Source organism: Bifidobacterium vansinderenii (assembly GCF_002234915.1).
GTDB lineage: Bacteria > Actinomycetota > Actinomycetes > Actinomycetales > Bifidobacteriaceae > Galliscardovia > Galliscardovia vansinderenii.
Genome location: NZ_NEWD01000003.1, coordinates 15,685 through 35,027 on the forward strand (window position 1 = coordinate 15,685; position 19,343 = coordinate 35,027).

Annotated in this window: 16 protein-coding genes and 1 riboswitch; of the genes, 5 read left to right on the forward strand and 11 right to left on the reverse strand. The window is 62.3% G+C overall.

Annotated features, from left to right (window positions below):
* Positions 1-101 precede the first annotated feature (101 nt).
* Positions 102-1,319 (reverse strand): pyridoxal phosphate-dependent aminotransferase, encoded by a 1,218-nt coding sequence (locus Tam10B_RS00890; RefSeq protein WP_093959404.1) that lies wholly within the window; start codon positions 1,317-1,319, stop codon positions 102-104.
* A gap of 27 nt (positions 1,320-1,346) precedes the next feature.
* Entirely contained in the window at positions 1,347-2,414 is a 1,068-nt protein-coding gene (locus Tam10B_RS00895; protein WP_408606615.1) for a glycosyltransferase family 2 protein, read from the reverse strand.
* Positions 2,415-2,536: 122 nt separating this feature from the next.
* Positions 2,537-2,688: riboswitch (FMN riboswitch) on the forward strand.
* Positions 2,689-2,694: 6 nt separating this feature from the next.
* On the opposite strand from Tam10B_RS00895, the gene Tam10B_RS00900 reads away from it, so the two are divergent.
* On the forward strand, positions 2,695-3,270 hold the full coding sequence (locus Tam10B_RS00900) for an ECF transporter S component (protein ID WP_093959406.1): 576 nt from the start codon (positions 2,695-2,697) through the stop codon (positions 3,268-3,270).
* Between the two features lie 50 nt (positions 3,271-3,320).
* Positions 3,321-5,657, forward strand: a complete 2,337-nt coding sequence (locus Tam10B_RS00905) for an energy-coupling factor transporter ATPase (protein WP_093959407.1) — start codon at positions 3,321-3,323, stop codon at positions 5,655-5,657.
* Between the two features lie 203 nt (positions 5,658-5,860).
* Here the strand turns inward: Tam10B_RS00905 and Tam10B_RS00910 are convergent, their stop codons facing one another.
* The gene (locus Tam10B_RS00910) at positions 5,861-8,434 is read right to left on the reverse strand and encodes an ATP-dependent Clp protease ATP-binding subunit (protein ID WP_093959408.1); all 2,574 of its coding nucleotides are present in this window, start codon (positions 8,432-8,434) and stop codon (positions 5,861-5,863) included.
* Positions 8,435-8,615: 181 nt separating this feature from the next.
* Between Tam10B_RS00910 and Tam10B_RS00915 the strand changes: the two genes are divergently transcribed.
* Positions 8,616-9,599: a universal stress protein gene (locus Tam10B_RS00915; protein ID WP_093959409.1), complete on the forward strand. Its 984-nt coding sequence runs from the start codon at positions 8,616-8,618 to the stop codon at positions 9,597-9,599.
* Between the two features lie 177 nt (positions 9,600-9,776).
* Here the strand turns inward: Tam10B_RS00915 and Tam10B_RS00920 are convergent, their stop codons facing one another.
* From Tam10B_RS00920 to Tam10B_RS00940, 5 genes are all read right to left on the reverse strand, one after another.
* Positions 9,777-10,859 carry a DUF3027 domain-containing protein gene (locus tag Tam10B_RS00920; protein WP_233133516.1) on the reverse strand — a complete coding sequence of 361 codons (1,083 nt, stop codon included), beginning with the start codon at positions 10,857-10,859 and terminating at the stop codon, positions 9,777-9,779.
* A gap of 6 nt (positions 10,860-10,865) precedes the next feature.
* Positions 10,866-11,255: a cold-shock protein gene (locus tag Tam10B_RS00925; protein ID WP_093959410.1), complete on the reverse strand. Its 390-nt coding sequence runs from the start codon at positions 11,253-11,255 to the stop codon at positions 10,866-10,868.
* A 92-nt stretch (positions 11,256-11,347) separates the two neighbouring features.
* Positions 11,348-13,066 (reverse strand): sensor histidine kinase, encoded by a 1,719-nt coding sequence (locus Tam10B_RS00930; RefSeq protein WP_233133517.1) that lies wholly within the window; start codon positions 13,064-13,066, stop codon positions 11,348-11,350.
* 103 nt (positions 13,067-13,169) lie between these two features.
* Entirely contained in the window at positions 13,170-13,913 is a 744-nt protein-coding gene (locus Tam10B_RS00935) for a response regulator transcription factor (RefSeq protein WP_093959411.1), read from the reverse strand.
* 52 nt (positions 13,914-13,965) lie between these two features.
* Positions 13,966-14,874 carry a TPM domain-containing protein gene (locus tag Tam10B_RS00940; protein ID WP_233133518.1) on the reverse strand — a complete coding sequence of 303 codons (909 nt, stop codon included), beginning with the start codon at positions 14,872-14,874 and terminating at the stop codon, positions 13,966-13,968.
* A gap of 160 nt (positions 14,875-15,034) precedes the next feature.
* On the opposite strand from Tam10B_RS00940, the gene Tam10B_RS00945 reads away from it, so the two are divergent.
* Positions 15,035-15,325, forward strand: a complete 291-nt coding sequence (locus Tam10B_RS00945; RefSeq protein WP_093959412.1) for a WXG100 family type VII secretion target — start codon at positions 15,035-15,037, stop codon at positions 15,323-15,325.
* A 174-nt stretch (positions 15,326-15,499) separates the two neighbouring features.
* Here the strand turns inward: Tam10B_RS00945 and groL are convergent, their stop codons facing one another.
* The 3 genes from groL to Tam10B_RS00960 all read right to left on the reverse strand — a co-directional run bounded on the left by groL (position 15,500) and on the right by Tam10B_RS00960 (position 18,512).
* On the reverse strand, positions 15,500-17,116 hold the full coding sequence (gene groL, locus Tam10B_RS00950) for a chaperonin GroEL (RefSeq protein ID WP_093959413.1): 1,617 nt from the start codon (positions 17,114-17,116) through the stop codon (positions 15,500-15,502).
* 324 nt (positions 17,117-17,440) lie between these two features.
* Positions 17,441-17,644: a cold-shock protein gene (locus tag Tam10B_RS00955; protein WP_093959414.1), complete on the reverse strand. Its 204-nt coding sequence runs from the start codon at positions 17,642-17,644 to the stop codon at positions 17,441-17,443.
* Positions 17,645-17,846: 202 nt separating this feature from the next.
* Positions 17,847-18,512 carry a LytR C-terminal domain-containing protein gene (locus Tam10B_RS00960; RefSeq protein ID WP_093959415.1) on the reverse strand — a complete coding sequence of 222 codons (666 nt, stop codon included), beginning with the start codon at positions 18,510-18,512 and terminating at the stop codon, positions 17,847-17,849.
* A gap of 102 nt (positions 18,513-18,614) precedes the next feature.
* On the opposite strand from Tam10B_RS00960, the gene Tam10B_RS00965 reads away from it, so the two are divergent.
* Positions 18,615-19,316: a uracil-DNA glycosylase gene (locus Tam10B_RS00965; RefSeq protein ID WP_093959416.1), complete on the forward strand. Its 702-nt coding sequence runs from the start codon at positions 18,615-18,617 to the stop codon at positions 19,314-19,316.
* The last annotated feature ends 27 nt before the right edge of the window (positions 19,317-19,343 follow it).

A 19,343-nucleotide genomic window follows, 5' to 3' on the forward strand; every position in this document is an offset into this window, starting at 1 on the left:
ACACGCCGGGATCATCCATTGAAGACGGGTAACAAAAAACGTCCGGCATTCCAATATCGGGGAATGCCGGACGCATGGGAATCCGAAGGATCGGGCAGCCGTCAGCCGAGAACCATCTGCCTCACGGCGGAGAGAACGGCACGGATACCCGCCTCGAACACCTGCGGTTCGGGCAGCAGCGAGACGGCGAGATACCCGTTGACCGTCATGTCGAAGAAGAATCCCGGCTGGGCGGTGGCATGCTGATCGCGGATCAGCGACAGCACCAGTTCGCTCTCGTCTACGGACGAGGGGAAACGCAGCAGCACGTTCCACCCGCCTTCGGCCCTGAGCACGCTGACCACACCGAGATCGTCCGTCTCGAGCATGGCGTGCAGAGTCGCCAGATTCGCACGGGTGCGCGCACGCACACGATTCGTCTGCGAGACCGCATCGCCAAGCAGTTCCGGCACGCGATCGGCGATGATGTCGCTCATGGGCAGGAAGTCGTCGGCGATCACATCAAGCCGGGCCATGGCCTCGGCCACGTCGGCGTCCGGTCCGGACACCCGGATCCAACCGACCTTGGCGTGCGGAGCGGCGAGCATCTTCGAGAACCCGTCGAGCGCAAAGGTGAGCACGCCCCGCTCCCCCGCCAGACGCGCATTGCCGTCGAACGGTTCGAGCGCGTAGTCGTAGAACACCTCGTCGGCGATGATCGCCACGTCACGCCGCGCGCACAGCTCCACCAGTCGACGCCGTTCGTCCGGCTTCACATAGGACCCGGTGGGGTTGTTCGGATTGATCAGCACCAGTGCGCGAATGTTCGGGGCCGTGGCATCGGCCTCGGACTCGTCGAGCAGCCCCTCGATCTCGGCGATGTCGATCATCCACGAGCCGTCGTAGATCTGCGAGTATTCGACGGCCTCCACGTTCTCCAGCCGGGCGATCGATTCGATCAGCGGATAGCCGGGCTTGGGTGCGAGCACCGCGTCGCCGGGGTCGCACAGCAGCTTCATCAGCCACGAATACGCCTCGGACGTGGAGCTCAACAGATATAGATGGTCGGGATCCACGCCATCTGCGTCGATCGCGGACGGAGCGTCGGCGTCGCCATCCACACCGCCCGACGACAGAAACTCGGCGAGCGCCCGCCGAGCGGCAGACTGTCCGCGTGGATTCGCCTCGTACACGCCGGGAACGCCGGCCGGCGCCAGTCCGTGTCGTGTGGGGTTGGAGTCGTTGAGCTTGGTCAGGGTCACGCCGTCGCGCCGTGCCTGGAGCTCGGCCAGGCTGATGGCGTTGGGGCGTGACACGTCAACACGATGGGAAAAATGCATGCCGTTCTCGGTCCGTCTTGCTTCCGGCTACTTGGTCGGCGCCGGCTTCAGCGGCGGCATGGGCTGCCAGTCGGGATCGTGCAGCAGCTTGTGCGAATCCCACCAGCCGCGGAAGATCTGCTTCAGGCCGCTGCCGATGTGTCCGCGGTCCACGGCCACCAGTCGGATGATCTCCTTGGCGATGGTGGCGATGGTGCCCAGACCGAACAGGAATCCGCGGTAGTCGCCGTGCGCCATGGAGTAGCGGGCCATGTAACCGCGGTTGCGCAGAATGTGGTAGCGGTTCATGTCGGAGGTGGAGTTGAGCTGGCGCAGGCCGCCGATGTCCCAGTTGCCGATCTCGCGGGTGCGGCGCATCACACGGTCGGGCACGATGATCGGATTGGTGACCTTGCTGGCCAGATATCCGTAGATCGTGTCGTCCCAGTAGATGAAGAAGCGGGGATCGGGGAAGCCGATCTGCTCCACGATGTTGCGACGGAACAGACCGCCCTCGAAGCACATGGTGTTCATCACACGGTAGCCGGCCGGGCCGAACGCGGCGGGCGCGATCGGATTGGGGATGCCCAGCGGCACGATGAAGTGGTACTGCCAGTAGAACGGACCGCCGTCGTAGTCGTAGCGGCTGCCCTGGATCACGTCATGGGTGGGCATCCACTTGGCGAGCTTGGCCAGGCCGTCGGGCTCGATGGCCACGTCGTCGTCCATCACCCAGAACCATTCCGCGCCAAGCTCGTACGCCTTTTTCACACCGGCCGAGAATCCGCCGGAGCCGCCGAGGTTGTCGCTCTGCGGCGCGTACACCACGCGGTTGAGGTTGCCATCGGTGTCGGCGATCGTCTTGCCCCACTGTGCGGTGACCTTGTCGGAGAATTCCTCGACCATGGCGCGCGTTTTGTCGGAGTGTTCGTTGTCGACGATCACGATGCGCCACGGGGCGATGGTCGAGGCGAGGAACGACGCGAACAGCGTCTTGAGGAGCTCCTGACGCTTGTAGGTCACCACCACGATGGCGAGCTTGTCCGTCACCTTCTTCTCGGCCGTCTTCTTCGTTGCTTTCTTAGCCGTTGCTTTCTCGGTCTTCTGCGCAGTCATAGTGTCCATTGTGACACTGCCACACGAAAAATCGAGGTGATATCGCGTTCCAGATTCATCCGATATCGAAAACCGGCCGCGCGGCACATCGTGCGTCATTGCCTGTGCTACAGTCGGGAACGCAAAAGTTTCAGGGCGGGGTGCGATTCCCCACTGGCGGTGACGGCACGATCGGTCTCATAACGATCCATGCCGAAGCCCGCGAACCGCGAGAGGCGGCCGATCCGGTGCGATTCCGGAGCCAACGGTACAGTCCGGATGAGAGAAACGAGGTGCTCACATGAGCGTATCTTCGCATACCAACACCCATTCCACCGGCGTGGCCGATTCCGGCCGTTGGTCCACCAGGCGCATCGCCGTCTACGCGCTGTTCGTGGCGCTGGCCATGGTCACCAGTTTCGTCGAGCTGCCGATCTTCCCCGCGGCGCCGTATCTCAAGTATGATCCGTCGGGCATCGTGTGCCTGATCGCCGGTTTCGCGTTCGGCCCGTCCGCGGCCGTGATCGTCAGCGTGCTGGGCTTCGTGCCGCACATGTTCGGCGATCCGTGGGGTTCGATCATGGCGATCGCCGTGGCTCTGGCGCTGAGCGTGCCAGCCTCGCTGATCTACAAGCGCTGGAGGACCCGCAAGGGTGCCACCGCCGGAATCTTGGTGGGCGCCGTGGTGGCGCTGGCCATCGCGATCGTCGGCAATCTGCTGATCACGCCGATCTACGCGCATATGACGGTCGCGCAGGTGGCGGCCATGATCGTGCCGATCCTGCTGCCGTTCAACCTGCTCAAGTTCGCCATCCACGGCGTGGTGACGTTCCTGATCTACAAGCCGATCTCCGATCTGCTGAACAGGACCCGCTAAGGTCTATCTCACTTCGTCAACCACGGTGTGCGTATCGTGAAACAATCGATATGCACACCGTTCTTTGCTTTTCCAGTCCTCGTGAAAGGTCAGATCCCGTGACATCACCCGTTGCCATGCTGCATGACGTGCGATTCAGCTATGACGATGGCGGCACCTGGGCGTTGGACGGCGTGGATTTGACGATTGGCGCCGGCGAGCGTGTGTCGGTCGTCGGCGCCAACGGATCCGGCAAGTCCACATTGGGGCGCATCATCGCAGGACTGGCGGCGCCGGATTCCGGCACAGTGACGCTGCTCGAACAGCAGGTGTTCCACGACGGTGCGGCTGACGCGAACGCCTATCGCGCGGCCCGACATGGAATCGGCGCGGTGTTTCAGAACCCGGAGGACCAGATCGTCACCACCGTGACCGAGGACGACGTGGCCTTCGGACCGGAGAATCTCGGCGTGCCGCGGGAGCATATCGGCGATCGCATCGCCACTGCGCTGCATCGGGTGGGCATGACCGGATTCGGGACGTCCGATCCGACCCGCATGTCGGGCGGTCAGCAGCAGCGCGTAGCCATCGCAGGCATGCTTGCCATGCAGCCACGGATGCTGGTGCTTGACGAGCCGACCGCCATGCTGGACGAATCGGGGCGTGCGGAGATCATGCACGTACTCGACGAACTGCACAGGCGGGGCGTGACGATAGTGCACATCACCCACGCCGAGGACGAGGCCGCGCTAGCCGATCGCATCATCCGCATGGACCGCGGGCATATCGTCAGCGACGGCGCCTCAGACGCGGTTCCCCTCAATCCGCCATACGGCGGCCAGCTTCCCTCCCAGAGGGGAGCCACAACACAATCCTCATCCACGCTCCATACCGTGAGCGCCCCCTCCCCCATCATCACGCTCTCCCACGTCTCCTTCTCCTACGCCAAAAACACCCCCATCCTCGCCGACGTCAGCCTCACCATCAACCCCGGCGAAACCGTGGCGATCATGGGGCACAACGGCTGCGGAAAATCCACACTCACCCGACTGCTGTGCGCACTGGAGACCCCGGATCGCGGAGACATCACCGTGGCCGGCATTCCCGTCGCCCGCGATACCGGACGGCGGTCCAAGCCGTTACGTCGCAGGGACCGCAAGCGGCTGCGTGCCGGCATCGGCTATGTCATGCAGCATCCGGAACGGCAGCTGTTCGCCGAAACCGTGGCCGAGGACGTGGCCTACGGTCCGCGCAATCTCGGACTCGACGGATCCGAACTCGACGAGCGCGTCTCCCAGACGCTGAAGTCCCTTGGCCTTTCACATCTCGCCGAACGGTCCCCGTTCAGCCTGTCCGGCGGGCAGCAGCGCATGGTCGCCATCGCCGGCATTCTGGCGTGCCGGCCGAAGATCCTCGTCATGGATGAGCCGACCAGCAGTCTTGACGCCACGGCCACACAACACATCCATGATCTGATCGCCGATCTCAAAACGCAGGGCGTAACCGTGATCATCGTCACGCATGACCGTTCCGAAGCCGACCTTGCCGATCGCGTGATCACACTTGGAGATCACAGTGTCGGCGCGAACCATGATCGTGAGGATTCCGACGACCACAGGCCTGTCGAATCCAAGCAACCGCGTCCCTCGTTCATCACCGCGCTCGACCCGAGGATGAAGATGGTGCTGTTCCTGATCATGATGTTCACCGCGTTCGCCATCGGTACGCCGGTTCAACTCGCACTGGCCGCGGCGATGGTGGCGGTGATTCTGGCCGCATCCCGACTGGGACCGATATCGGTGCTGCATTCGGTGCGGGTGCTGCTTGCCTTGTTCGTCATCATGAGCGCACTCAACGTGTTCTTTGTCCGTACGGGAACTCCGCTCGTCCGTATCGGTTCGATTCCGATCACCGATGACGGTTTGTGGACGGCGTTGGTCTACGCTGGACGTCTCGCGCTGGTGGTGGTTCTCGGAGCGATTATGCTGGGCACCACCACGCCGGTGCGGCTGACCGATGCCTTCGGTTCGCTGTTGTCGCCGCTGTCACGTCTCGGCGTGCATACCAGCGAGATCGCGCTGACGATGAGTCTGGCGTTGCGGTTCATTCCCACGCTTACCCAGGAGACGCAGGATGTGATCGATGCGCAGTCGGCGCGCGGCGGCAGCATTGAATCCGGCACCCCCATGCAGCGGCTGCGAGCGTTGACGGCGATCATCGTTCCGGTGTTCGCAGGGGCGCTACGTCACGCCGACAATCTTGGACTTGCGCTCGACGCCCGCTCCTATGAGGGCGGATCGCACCGCACCCACTACCGTATGATGCATATCGGCGGCCGTGACATCGCGTTCGCCGGCATGGTCATCGTCTATCTTGCCGCGCTGATCGCACTGGCCTTCATCAGCTGATCCAATTTCTACGGTTGGACTACGAAACCGTTTTCGTAGTCCAAACACGACACGTCAATCATCTTGTGAACGATCACAACGTCTCGTTTGGACTACCAAATCCACACGCCCCCGGCACGCTTTCCACTCAGATAACGAAAAAGGGGTTGGAAGCCAGATATTGTTCTGACTTCCAACCCCTCTACGGGTATGACCTTCGGTGATTACTCGGCCTTGTCCGTTCCGGACTCACCTTCGGCGACGGCCACCGGTTCGGCGGCATCCGCAGGCTTGTCTTCCGCGTCCTTCGCCGGCTCGGCATCCAGGATCGGCTTGCCCACGAACGTGAACTCGCCCAGAATGCCTTCGCCCTGCGCGTCAACGGCCACGGCCTCGTTGTCGCCAAGCTCGCCGAGCAGAATCTTCTCGGAGATGGCGTCCTCGATGTCGCGCTGGATCACGCGGCGCAGCGGGCGGGCGCCCAGCAGCGGGTCGAAGCCCTTCTCCGCAAGCAGATCCTTGGCCTTGTCGGTCAGTTCGATCGACATGTGGCGCTCGAACAGACGATCGTTGAGGCGCTTGACGTCGAGATCCACGATCTGACGCACCTGCGGCTCGGTGAGCTGACGGAACACGATGATGTCGTCCAGACGGTTCAGGAACTCGGGGCGGAACTGCTGCTTGAGTTCCGAGCTGACCTGGTCCTTCATGCGCTGGTAGCTCGTCTCGGTGTTGCCGCCCACGTTGAAGCCGGTGTTGGCGGCCTTGGCGATGTCGCGGGTACCGAGGTTGGTGGTGAGGATGATGATGGTGTTCTTGAAGTCCACCTTGCGGCCCTGACCGTCGGTCAGATGACCGTCATCCAGCACCTGCAGCAGCGTGTTGAAGATGTCCGGGTGGGCCTTTTCGATCTCGTCGAACAGCACCACGGAGAACGGCTTGCGACGCACCTTCTCGGTGAGCTCGCCGCCCTCCTCGTAGCCGACATATCCCGGAGGCGCACCGAACAGACGCGAGGCCGCGTACTTCTCGGAGAACTCCGACATATCCACGCGGATCAGCGCGTCCTCATCGTCGAACAGGAACTCGGCGAGCGTCTTGGCCAGCTCGGTCTTGCCCACGCCGGTGGGGCCGGCGAAGATGAACGAGCCAGCGGGACGCTTCGGATCCTTGAGGCCCACACGAGCGCGGCGGATCGAACGGGACAGCGCGGTGACCGCGTCGTCCTGGCCGATGATGCGCTTGTGCAGCTCCTTCTCCATGTTGAGCAGCTTCTTGGACTCGGCCTGGGTGAGCTTGAACACGGGGATGCCGGTGGTGGCGGAGATCACCTGGGCGATGACGTCCTCATCCACGGTCATGGACACGTCGGACTCGCCTTCGCGCCAGGACTGCTCCTTCTCCTTGCGTTCGGATTCCAGCTTCTCCTGACGGTCGCGCAGTTCGGCGGCCTTCTCGAAGTCCTGGTCCTTGATGGCCTGATCCTTGTCCGCGCTCACCTTGGCGATCTTGGCGTCGATCTCCTTGAGCTCCGGCGGAGCGGTGAGACGCTTGATGCGCAGACGGGCGCCAGCCTCATCGATCAGATCGATGGCCTTGTCCGGCAGGTTGCGGTCCTGGATGTACCGGGCGGACAGCTCGGCCGCGGACTGCAAAGCACCGTCGGTGATGGTCACGTGATGATGGTTCTCGTAACGCTCACGCAGACCCTTGAGGATCTCGATGGTCTCGGCGATCGTCGGTTCGGGCACCTGAATGGGCTGGAAACGACGTTCGAGGGCCGCATCCTTCTCGATGTACTTGCGGTACTCCTCGGTGGTGGTGGCGCCGATGGTCTGAAGCTCGCCACGGGCCAGCATGGGCTTGAGCATGTCGGATGCGCCCAATGCACCGTCGGCAGAACCAGCGCCGACGATCGTGTGGATCTCATCGATGAACAGCACAATGTCGCCGCGGGTCTTGATCTCCTTGAGCACCTTCTTGAGGCGTTCCTCGAAGTCGCCGCGGTAGCGGGAACCGGCCACCATGGAGCCGAGATCGAGCGAATACACCTGCTTGCCCTTGAGGGTCTCGGGCACGTCGCCGGCGTTGATCTTCTGGGCGAGGCCCTCCACGACGGCGGTCTTGCCGACGCCGGGCTCGCCGATCAGCACGGGGTTGTTCTTGGTACGGCGGGACAGTACCACCATCACGCGCTCGATCTCCTTGGTACGGCCGATGACCGGATCAAGCTTGCCTGCCGCGGCTTCCGCCGTGAGGTTGCGACCGAACTGGTCGAGAATGGCGGAACCGGTCTGGCTGCCCTTGTTCTGCACGCCGCCGGCGTTGGCCAGATCGCCCTTGTCGCTGTCGGAGCCTTCATGGCTGCCGCGGATCAGGTCGATGGTGGCGGTGCGCAGCTCGCCTAGATCCACATCCATCTTGATGAGCACCTGGGTGCCCACGCCCTCGCCCTCGCGAATCAGACCGAGCAGGATGTGTTCGGTACCGATGTAGCTGTGACCCAGCTGCAGTGCCTCACGCAGGCTCAGCTCGAGTACCTGCTTGGCGTGCGGAGTGAATGGAATGTGTCCGTTCGGAGCGGCATTGCCCTTGCCGATCATCTCCTCCACCTGCTTGCGGGTGGCGTCAAGTTCGACTCCCTTGGAAGCCAGAGCCTTGGCGGCCACGCCCTCGCCCTCGCGAATCAGGCCAAGCAGCAGGTGTTCCGTACCGATGTAGTTATGCTGGAGCGCACGTGCCTCCTCCTGGGCAAGCACAATGACGCGCCGCGCACGATCGGTGAACCGTTCGAACATGCTTTGTCCTCCCTAATAAAACTCTGTATCACTTTACCGATTTGCAGTGACGAACATTCCCCCGCTCCCACATATTGCGCTGTAAACGCAAAAAGATAGATGGACCGGCCGCGGTTCCATGATGTTCCCGTAGCCGTCGGCTATGCTGGGGACTACAACGACGTACATCAGGAGGTGCATCATGACCAACGATGGCATCAACGGGGGCAGGGAGACGAACGACGGCCTGAAGGACATCGTCGTCGGCGTGGACGGCTCCTCGGAGTCGTTCGCCGCATTGCGATGGGCGTTGAATGAGGCCGGTAAGACCGGCCAGCAGGTGAACGCCGTGTTTGGCTGGACGCATTCATGGGATATGGGTTCCGAACCGGACGACGACGAATCGTGGAAAAAGGTTCGTCATGAGATCGCGCGCACGTTGCGCGGCTGGGTGGATGAGGCCTCGAACGGCATCGACTTTGATCCCAAGAATCTCAAGCTCACCTCGGTGAAGGCGTCGGGCTCGGCGGCGCTGCTGCAGATCGGCGCCGACTCCCAGCAGATCGTGGTAGGCCGGCGCAATCTTGGTCGCGTGGCCCGCTGGTTCCTAGGGTCGTCGTCATCCTCGCTCGCCGAGGAGGCGAAGGTGCCGGTGACGGTGGTGCGCGGCGACGAGGACAAGGACTCCCCCGTTTCCGTGCAGGACAGCATCGCCCGCTCGCTCAGCCCGGAAAGCTTCGACCGTGGCGGCGGTGACGGCAGCGGACTCCGCCCGGTGGTGGTGGGCATCGACGGCTCCAAGACGTCAAGGCGAGCCTTGGATTTCGCCATTCATGAGGCGTCCGTCGACGGTCGGCCTCTGCACGTGCTGTTCTGCTGGCAGATGAAGGATCTGGGCGCCATCGAGGGCTACGAAACCACGGTTCCGTCCATCGCCGTCGGGCAGCAGCACGCCGAACAGATCCTCGCCTCGGTGACGGGACAGGTGAAGTTGCCGCCGAACGTGACGATGACGGCCAGCGCATTCCACATCGCCGCCGGCAAGGGACTGGTTAGCGCGTCGCGTTATGCGAACCGCGTGGTCGTGGGTTCGCGCGGCCTGTCCGGTTTGGACGCGCATTTTCTGGGATCGGTCTCCCGTCAGGTGGTGGACGAGGCCGAATGCACAGTCACCGTAGTGCACTGACGGTTGTCGACATTGAGTCTCCGGCAGACGGACATCACTGACAATGAAACGCGGAACGCCCGCGGCGAACGTCAATTCATTCGCCGCGGGCGTTCCGCGTTATGGTTCACGATCATCCCACGATGATCGATCACGTCGCCATCGATCTCGTTCTCGAATATCGACGCCTACTGACGTCTACTTGGATCGTTCGGGCATCTGGGACAGGAACACAATGGTACGTCCGTTCCGCATGCCCAGATAGTGGCCGTTATCGTCAAACGTGCCGGTGTCGGCACCTTCGGCGGCCTCCATGGCCTCGACATCGCCACGCTCCTCGCGCGGCGCCTGCTCGACGATGTCGATATGCATGTCGTCATAGGCGGGCTTGGACTGGATCCACAGGCTGCTCGGCTCTGGCGGCTCGATCTCGGAATGTTCGCCGCAACCGTGGTCTCGGGACACCACACGTCCGTCGTCCGGGCTCCACTTGTTGGCGCAGACGCCGAACATGAGGTTCAGCTCGCCCTGCAGCGGGATGAAGAATCCACAGGTCTGGCATGCCAGACCGTCAGCCGTCTTGGTGGACAACGACTTGGGACCGTGAGGGCCGGAATACCAGCGTTCGGCGGCCTGCGCACGACCAAGGGGGGTCAGTACCCTCCTGCGAGACAGCTCGAATTCGTTGGCGACATGGACCTTCGATTCGAGAGGCTCGTCATGCCCGGTCTTCTCCTCGTCCTTGTCTTCCGTTTCGGTCGGCGCCTCCACCGTCGTCGAGGATTCAGCGGTCTGTTCGGAGTCCGTCTTCGCGTCCGATTCGGAAGACGACTCAGAAGATGCGGTCGCCGTCTCGTCCGAGGAATCGGCCTCCTCCTTCTCGGAATTGAAACCATCCTCAAGTCGGGGATCGTCGGGCTCGGTACCAAGCGCGTCGGTCACCGCCAGATCGGACGGCAGCAGACGATCCTTCCACGGAATCCACTGCGGGGGCATAAGCGAATCCTCGCCGGGAATCAGCGACGATTCACTGACCGTCCAGAGCCCACGATCCTCATCGTGGTACAACATGACCGACCACTGCCAGCCTTCATAGCCGGGGATGTGGGCGGCGAAACGGAAATCGGATACGCCGTCCTCCAGCTCCTGAACGCCGAGGAAGTCGCCGACCTGAGAGTCGTCGTCCGCCACCTCGAAGGCCACGGCATGGGCCATGAGACGAGGATCGGTTGCGGTCGTCTCGACGTCGTTCACGACGTCCTCATTCGTGTTATCGGTCACGTGGCATCAGTCCTGAACGTCGAAGTTATCCGCCACCGCGCGCAGCAGCGTGGCGAGTTTCTTGGAATCCGCCTGCGACGGGTAGCGGTGGCGACGCAGACCGTTGCCGGCCGCGTCGAGCAGCTTGATCAGATCTTCCACGATCGCGGCCATGTCATCCGGCTTGGGACGGCTGGCCTTGACCATGGACGGCATGGGGGCGGTCACGGTCACGCCCATGGCCTGGGGACCCTTGCGCCCGTCGATCACCGAGAACTCCACCTTGGCACCCTTGCGCAACGTAGTGGTGCCCTGGGGCAATGCCGTGGCGGGCATGAACACGTCCTTGCCATCGTCACCGGTGATGAAGCCGTAGCCTTTTTTCGCGTCAAACCAACGAACTTTTCCGCTGGGCATACCAAATACACCTCACTGATTACGACAGTCGATCTCTTCACACATCGGCTTTGCGGCACGATTGCGCCACAAAGCCAAATTATTATTCTATCCTAAGCCTTCGTCGGCCGTACGCTCTCAGAGGGATTCTGCGTTGCGGAAGCCGTCTGAGCGCCTTTGGTCTCCGCGTTCTGAGCCTCCTCCGGAATAGGGATTATCACAGTGAACGTCAGTCCGCCTCCGGTCGTTTCGGAAGCGCAGATCAGACCGTGATGCGCCTTGACCGCCGACTGCGCGATGGCCATACCCAGTCCGGTTCCACCCTTTTCGCGAGCACGCGAAGGATCGGCAGTATAGAACCGTTCGAAGATCATCTGCCGTGATTCGGGAGTCATGCCCGGACCATGATCGGCCACACGGATGACGGCGAACTGGCGCCCGGAGCCGGTGGACGACGCCACCTGCACGGCCTGAATGAACTGGTCGAGCGAGACGTCGGTGGACGGCATCTTGCCAAGATCGACATGAGGCAACGACGCGGTAAGCACGGACAGCCCCATTTCCACGGGTGAGTCCGATGGCGTGTACCTGTGGATGTTGCCCACAATGTTTGTGATGACCTGACGCAGTCGTGCGGGATCTCCCTGAATCGTGACCGGCTCGAGCTTGCCCTCCCGGAACTCCAGACGGGCAGGTTCCAGCTTCTTGCCGTCGGCCGCCACCAGCGGCGTATCCGCCCCGGTCACCGTCACACCGCCGAGACGAATCGCGCGATCGGGATCCAACGCATGCAGATCCTCGGCGGAATCCGCCACGATGCCGTTGAGCTTGGCCTTCTGATTGAGATCGATGCCGCGTCCCTCGTCCATGCGGGCCAAGGACAGCAGATCCTCAACCAGCGCCGCCATGCGCGTACTGGACTTCTCGATGCGATCGATCGACTCGTCGGCGCGTTCAAGCGCACCGGGATAGTCGCGCTGCATCTTATACAGCTCGGCGTATCCATGGATCGCGGCCAGCGGCGTGCGCAATTCATGGCTGGCGTCGGAGACGAACCGCTTCATCTTCTCGGTGGTCTCCCGCTGCTCTCGGAAGCTCTGCTCGATTCGCGCCAGCATCTGATTGAGCGACGCCGACAGCGAACCGACCTCGGTGTTCTCCGGCGCGGACGGCACACGCTGCGACAGGTCGCCGTTGGCGATCTTGGCCGCCGTCTTCTCGATGCGTTTGAGCGGCAACAGCGTACGATCGACGGCGATGGTGGCCATCACCGTAGCAAACACGATGGTGGCGATGCCGACGACAAGGAAGTATTTGGTGATGATGCCGAGCGTGTCCTGCATGTCGTGCAGCGACAATCCGATCAGCGCCACGCCGCGGGTGACGTCCCCGCTGTCCGGGTCCTTGACCGTGAACTGCAACGCGACCACACGCCACGGCGACATGGCCACCTTCAGCGAGGACCGGCTCACGGACCCCGAACTGACCTGCACCTGGGCTTCGGTGGTGAATGGCTGCCCGAATTGGATCCCGGCAAGGCTGCCCGACGACGGAAGCTTCAGCACGGATACCACACTGCCCTGCAACTTCGGTATCAGCGGCGTGCTTTCGATGTTGTAGTTGGCGTCGCGGAACTGCACAAAGAACAGATTGCCGTTCAACGTGCTGTTGTTGTCGGCGTGCTGGAGCTGATCGATGTTGTTGATCACCAGACCGGCCTGATTGGTCAGCTGGTTATCGGTCTTGTCGATGATATAGGCACTGACCAGCTGTCGTACTGCGAACGCGATCACGCCGCCGGACACCAGCAGCAGCACCAGAATAATCGACACCAGTTTCGTAGACAGTGACACCGCGTCGAGATGACGTACGAGAGGGTTCTCACGGCGGGTTTTGTTCGCCGTCGCATCCCTCTTGCTTGGAGCGATCACGGAATCATGCTCCCGGAGCGGACTTTGGCGAACGGATCATATAGCCGATGCCGCGCTTGGTCTGGATCAGCGGATCCACCTTGCGTTCGGTGCCGTCCTCGTCGGTGTACATCACGCCATCTACCTTCTTGCGCAGATAGGAGATGTAGGATTCCACGATCGCAGCGTCGCCGCCCCAGTCGTACTGCCATACGTGGTCGAGGATCTGCGCCTTGGACAGCACGCGTCCCTCGTTGTCCATGAGGTAGCGCAGCAGCTTGTATTCGGTGGGGCTGAGTTCCACCACCTGGCCGTGACGGGTCACGTCGTGCGAGTCCTCGTTGATTTCAAGATCGGCCACGCGGATGATCGGGTCATCCTCGACCTGTTCGCGCGTGCGACGCAGGATGGCGCGGATGCGGGCCACGACCTCCTCGAGGCTGAACGGCTTGGTCACGTAGTCGTCGCCGCCCACGGTGAGACCCATGACCTTGTCCTGGGTGTCGTCGCGTGCGGTGAGGAAGAGTACAGGAGCGTCGATGCCCTCCTGTCGGATGCGACGGGTCACGGTGAATCCGTCGATGTCCGGGAGCATCACATCGAGTACGATCAGATCGGGGTCAGTCTTTTCGATCACCTCAATGGCTTCGGAACCGGAGGCCGCGGTGGCCACTTCGAAACCGGAGAAATGCAGGGACGCCACCAGCAGGTCGCGGATGGACGGTTCATCATCTACAACGACAATCGATGCCTCAATGGATTTGCTCATGCTTCCACCATGCCTTCACCCTCTGGATGTTTCCTGAATGTCGTCTGAATCATTAGTTGGATTTATGGGGGTCGTCGGAGGAATCGCCGTCCTTATTCCCATTCCCGTTGGTCTCGTCATCATTCCCGCTGTTTGAGACAACCTCAGGATCATCGTTCTCGCCGGATTCGGAGGATTCATTCGGCGTATTCGTCGCATCGTCCGTCGTGGCATTCTCCGTGTCGGTTCGCCTTGACCTGCGACGCTGCCTGCGTGCCAGCTGTTTCTCGGCACGGGAGCGGGCGCGGGAATGACCCTTCTTATGCAGGACGAAGAACACGCCCGAGGCGACGACCAGCACGACCAGCGCCACGATGAAGACACCGACGCCGATATGGCTGGCGGCCGACGGCGTGGATGTGGTCTTGGCCGCCTTGATCTGATCGGTGAGGGCGATGGCCGATCCCGACCAGTCCGGCGTGTCTCCCTCGGTCAACGGCTTGAGCGCGGCGGATGACATCTCACCGGCGGCGTCCTGCAACCATTTATCGGAGTTCTTGGAGATGGCCACCACCAGGTTGCCGTCCTCCGATGCCACGGCAAGCAGCACGGTGTTGGGTTCGGGGTTGGTGGAATTAAGCACGTCCGTGGCCCATTCCTCGGGATCCTTGCCTTCGGCGAACTTGGGCAGGTACAGCAGTTTCACTGTCACTCCGGTCTCCTGTTTGGTGGAGTCGATGGCGTCGGTGACCTTGCCCAGATTGTCGCCGAGCAGATTCTCGGTATCGGTGATGTTGTCGGTGACGGTCACCGCGCTCTGGTTGTCCTCGGATCCGCTGCCGGACTGATCCGCCGACTGGCTGGACTGGTCGGTGGCCTCGTCCGCCCATGTCGCGGGCGCCGGGGCCATCATGAGCGAACCGGCCATGGCAATGGTTGCGAGCACCGTTCCGATCACACGGATCACGCCGTGCGATGCCATTCCGCTTCCGGCCCTCGTCCCATCTCCGAGGGGGTGCCATTCGACCACATCGTCCGTAACCTTTGTCTCCACATGCGTGCGTCTCATAGTCTCCACTGTAACGGTTCGGCGTCACATCCGAACCGTGTCATAACACCACCTCGCATCGAAAGGACACATTATGCCCCAATATCAAGTGGATTCGGAACAGATCCAGTCGTCATCCGCCGCGGTTTCCGCATCGGTCACTCAGATCCGTGAAGCCGTGAACGGCATGTACGCCAATCTCAACCAGCTGCAGAGCGTATGGCGTGGCGGCGCCGCCACCCAGTTCGCATCGGTCGCCTCGCAGTGGCGCGCGGCACAGCAGCAGATGGAGCTTTCACTGGAATCCATTCAGAACGCGCTCTCCCAAGCGTCCATGGTCTATTCCGACGCCGAATCCCAGGCGTCTCGTCTCTTCGCAGGCTGATCCGTCTTCCGGATTGGTCTCTCGCTCGCATTCCCTACAATTTCGACATCGTTCGATATCACGGCAAACAGCCATCACATCATCACCATATCCATACGCAAAAGGCTCCGACCCATATTGGATCGGAGCCTTTTGCTATGCGTCTACGACGCTGATCTCAGCGATTGCGCGGGATCAGTAGCCCATGTCGGCGCCAGCGGCCGGAGCAGCTGCCGGCGGTTCCGGCTTGTTGGCCACCACGGCTTCGGTGGTGAGGAACAGACCGGCGATGGAGGCGGCGTTCTGCAGAGCGGAACGGGTCACCTTGACCGGGTCGGTCACGCCAGCGGCCAGCAGGTCCTCGTAGGTGTTGGTGGCGGCGTTCAGACCCTCGCCCTCGGGCAGGGAGCGAACCTTGTCGATCACCACGTCGCCGGACAGGCCAGCGTTCTCGGCGATCTGCTTGATCGGGGCCTCGACGGCGCGGAAGACGATGGCGGCACCGGTGGCCTCGTCGCCTTCGAGCTTCACGTCGGCCTCAGCCTTCTTGGCAGCCTGGATCAGGGCCACGCCACCGCCGGGCAGCAGGCCTTCCTCGATGGCGGCCTTGGCGTTGCGCACGGCGTCCTCAATGCGGTGCTTGCGCTCCTTGGCCTCCACCTCGGTGGCGGCGCCGACCTTGATGACGGCCACGCCGCCGGCCAGCTTGGCAAGACGCTCCTGCAGCTTCTCGCGATCGTAATCGGAATCGGTGGCCTCGATCTCGGAACGGATCTGAGCCACGCGAGCCTCGACGTCGGCCTTGTCACCGGCGCCGGACACGATGGTGGTCTCGTCCTTGGAGACGATGACCTTGGCGGCGGAGCCGAGCACGGAGGCGTCGATGGAGTCGAGCTTGAGGCCGAGATCGTCGGAGACGACCTGGGCGCCGGTCAGGATGGCCATATCCTGCAGCATGGCCTTGCGGCGGTCGCCGAAGCCCGGAGCCTTGACGGCGCAGGAGTTGAAGGTGCCACGGATCTTGTTGAGGATCAGGGTGGGCAGGGCCTCACCGTCGACGTCCTCGGCGATGATCAGCAGCGGCTTGCCGGACTTCATCACCAGATCGGCGATGTGGATGATGTCCTGCTGGCTGGAGACCTTGCCGGAGGTGAGCAGGATGTAGGGGTTCTCGAGAACCGCGGACTGCTCGTCGGCGTTGGTGACGAAGTACGGGGAGATGTAGCCCTTGTCGAAGCGCATGCCCTCAGTGAACTCGAGGTCCAGACCGAAGCGGTTGTTGTCCTCGACGGTCACGACGCCGTCCTGACCGACCTTGTCCAGGGCCTCGGCGATCTTCTCGCCGACCTCGGGATCGGCGGCGGAGATCGTGGCGGTGGCAGCGATCTGATCCTTGGTCTCCACGTCCTTGGCGGCGGCGACCAGTTCCTTGACGATGGCCTCGGTGGCCTTCTCGATGCCGCGACGCAGGGCGATCGGGTTGGAGCCGGCGACCACGTTCTTCAGGCCTTCGTGGACCACGGACTGGGCCAGCACGGTGGCGGTGGTGGTGCCGTCGCCAGCGACGTCGTCGGTCTTCTTGGCGACTTCCTTGACCAGCTCGGCGCCGATGCGCTCGAACGGGTCATCAAGTTCGATTTCCTTGGCGATGGACACACCGTCGTTGGTGATGGTCGGAGCGCCGTAGGTCTTGTCGAGCACGACGTTGCGGCCCTTCGGTCCCAGCGTGACCTTCACGGTGTTGGCCAGCTTGTCGAGGCCGGCGAGCATGCCGGAGCGGGCTTCCTCATCGTAGGAGATGATCTTTGCCATGGTTGCTATCCCTCCAAATGGCTTGTATTACGTATTCACCCTCAGCGCGTGAATCAGATGGCCGTCAGCTGCCGTTATCACTCTCACGCCTCGAGTGCTAAAAGTGAGATTAGCACTCTCGGGCGAAGAGTGCCAACTATTCCCGTGGCGAATATGCCGGCGGCGTGAAAAACATGGCGTTCGCACAGGGTTCGGAAGCGAATTTTCTCAGATTTTTACGGGAAGAGAAGCGGATGAAACGGCGCGGAGCATACGGAGAGGATATGAAAAAGCCCCGGCGCGACAAAACCACACACGCGCCGGGGCCAGCCGGAGGACGGGGCGTCAGAGCTTGGTCACCGTAGTGGCCTGCATGCCCTTCGGTCCCCTTTCGGCTTCGAACTCGACCTTATCCCCTTCGTCCAGGGTTCGATAACCCTGGGCGTTGATGGCCGACCAATGGACGAAAACATCTTCACCGCCCCCTTCGGGAGTGATAAAGCCATACCCTTTGGCTGCGCTGAAGAACTTGACCGTACCCGTTGCCATAACAGCTTCCCTTTGTAGTTGTGATACCGTCCCACGCATGACAAACACAACAACATCATTGAGTCTGACGGTTCGTGCATCTCTTCTTGCACGATTCACACTATAGTAACCGAGACAACGTTTGTTAGCCATCACACCTCCCAATGTCAATGTTTTCGCCATGGGAGGAGCCCGAAAACGTCGGGGGAACGTCTACTTCGGATCAGCGCATGAGCACGACGGCGATCTGCGTGTCGATGCTCTGCGACTGCACGATCTGCGAGATGCCCAGCTGGGCGGCCACATCCTGCGCGGTGGCGAGATCGGATTCGTCGCGATACCACACCGTGCTCGTCGACGGCAACGTGCTACGGTTGCTGGGATTCCTTGCGCTCACCGACGTGTAGCCGGCGCTGGTCAGGGTGGCCGCACGCTTGGATGCCAGCCCACTGGTGTTCGTGCCGTTGTAGACGGTGACCGTGGAGGAACGATTCACCGTGGCCTCGGGCGATGAGCTTTCGCTCGGGGATTCGCTCGCCGTCTCGCTTTCACTCGGAGACGCGGTCTCACTCGGCGTCTCGCTGGCGGTTTCACTGGTCGTTTCGCTCGGCGACGCGGTATCGTCGGAGGTGGCGCTCGACGACGTATCGGCGGACTTCGCAATGCTTGTCGTCGTCGACGCGGAGCTGGAGGACTTGGCTCCGGACAGCAGATCGGTGCCGGAAAGCCACATGAACACGCCAAGGCCGCACAGGGCCGCCACGATGATCACGATCAGATACGGCAAGGCGCGCGCGCCGAAGCTCCGCGGACCACGGTGCAGGCCGACCGGCCCCTGCTCGGGCTTGTCGAATTCGTCGGCCGGGTAGACGTGTTGCTTGTCAGACATGGTCACTCCTCATACTTTTCCAACACATAAGAGTGTAGCCGCACGCCCATATGACCGGTCGCACCGACCGGCAGCATCCCTCCCCCACCTATGATGGGAGCCATGACGATCAAGAATCTCGACGAACTGGTGGAGTCCGGCTGGGCCAAGGCATTAAAGGATGTGGAGCCCCAGGTGCATGCCATGGGCGATTTCCTGCGCGGAGAACTGGCCCAGGGACGGCATTATCTGCCGGAGAGCCGCAATATCCTGCGCGCGTTCACCATCCCCTTCGATTCCATCAAGGTGCTGATCGTGGGGCAGGATCCCTACCCCACCCCCGGTCATCCCGTGGGTTTGAGCTTCTCCGTCGCGCCGACGGTCAGCCCCATCCCCGGCAGTCTGCGCAATATCTACACCGAACTTATGGACGACATGCACGTTCCGGCCCCCGCGAACGGTGATCTGACCCCGTGGACGCACCGGGGCGTGATGCTGCTCAACAGGTGCCTGACCGTGCAGGTCGGAAAGCCCGCAAGCCATAGGGGCAAGGGCTGGGAGGCCATCACCGACGCCGCCATCACCGCCCTTGATTCACGTGTCGACGACAACGGCAACCCCAAGCCGTTGGTCGCCATCCTGTGGGGCCGTCAGGCGCAGACGCTCGAACCGCTGCTCCGCCATGCGACGATCATCAAGTCCCCGCATCCCAGTCCGCTGTCCGCGCGCTACGGATTCTTTGGATCCAAGCCGTTTTCCAAGGCCAACGAGGCACTTGTGGCCATGGGCGCGGAACCCGTGGACTGGTCGCTGCCGACGGCGTGAAAGTCGTTTGACCCGCTACAGTGGAGG